The sequence below is a fragment of the Aeromonas sp. QDB68 genome, from assembly GCF_027707405.1.
GTDB lineage: Bacteria > Pseudomonadota > Gammaproteobacteria > Enterobacterales > Aeromonadaceae > Aeromonas > Aeromonas caviae.
On sequence record NZ_JAPCIQ010000213.1, the window covers coordinates 1 to 1,299 of the forward strand.

The 1,299-nt window shown below is 37.7% G+C and carries 2 protein-coding genes; both read right to left on the minus strand.

Features of this window, described 5'->3' with window-relative positions; genetic code table 11:
• On the minus strand, positions 1-473 hold a 473-nt coding region (locus tag PG892_RS22285), incomplete at its 3' end, for a hypothetical protein (RefSeq protein WP_270825908.1).
• The coding region (locus tag PG892_RS22290; protein ID WP_270825909.1) for a hypothetical protein at positions 430-1,299 on the minus strand (870 nt) is incomplete at its 5' end. The genes PG892_RS22290 and PG892_RS22285, both read right to left, overlap by 44 nt.

The window sequence follows — 1,299 nt, forward strand, 5'->3', positions numbered from 1 at the left end:
GGAATCCCTTGCATGCTTTTGATCCAATTTATAGCAGCGTCATTATTTTCTAGCTCAACAGCCTGTTCGAGTAAGAAAATTATTAAAATTCTTGCTGCGGCATCCAGATCCTTGACTAGTTTTACCAAATGCGTGGAGTCATGTAATTTATTGTCGCCATTTTCCTCAGCATCCATGTAATAACGTGGCCTAATCGATTCAGGACTAAGTGAGTCTAACGCTTTAAATATATGCTCAAAGTTCTCAAATGGCCTGGCGCCATTTGGGAATACACGTCTATTACTCCAAAGTTTCAAGATGGTATCACAGCAAACCCCCTTTGCTTTTTCATCTCCATTTTCTGCTGATATTATTTGCTCAGACAAATAATTGATCATCCATACTGTTATATGATCAAGATCACTATGCTTCAAACTAGATACGATTTCCCTACCTAAGTTGATAACTTTTTCCTGCATCTCTAATTTTTCCATCTCCAGAAAAGATGAAGGTTTTATTGTATCCAGGGATATATCCGATTTCATTGTTTTCATCTTCATATCTTCCTTTGAAATTTCTCTTAATATATACTTGAAGAGCAATGTCGACATTCAGTAGATTACACACCGTCTTCAAAAACCCTAGTGATGCTTTAACTGAAGTACCAGAGCTTATATAAGAGTCTCTATCGCCATCTCTATTTTCACTCCAAAACAAATTCTCAAGACAAACGCTATTATCTGAAAGTAGCACGCATTTTTTTTCATCATTACTGTAAGATACATCAATGATATTGGTAATGCACTCTCTCAGTTTATAAGGTCGATCGAAAATCGCTCCAGCATATGGATCTTTTGACTCTATATCATTATCTCTGTCACTAGAAAACAACCATTCTTCACAATGAAACTTAGATTCATCACGATCATCAAACTCACAGAAGTTATATAAATCACACTCACCAATGCCATCTTCAACACTGAGTGACGTGTGCAAGAGAGCTTGACCTAATCCCTTTGGCACTAGCACGCTTGAGAATGATACATGCTCATTCTTACCATCACGATACTCATCCCAGCATCCCTCTACATTAAGCCACGTAGTTAAACCATCAACCAAAACCAAGCTATCAATAAAATCGGTCTCTACTATTTGCCAAGGCCAGCTTTCACTATATTGCTCCTGAAACCAGCTTGGCCTAACAATAGGAATGGGGTCTCTAAGTTCAGCTAACAACATATGGTTTTTATTTAGAATGAGATGCCTCTTCAACCATTCATCCCAACAACTAATGTCACACCCCTTATGTTCAACTACAGG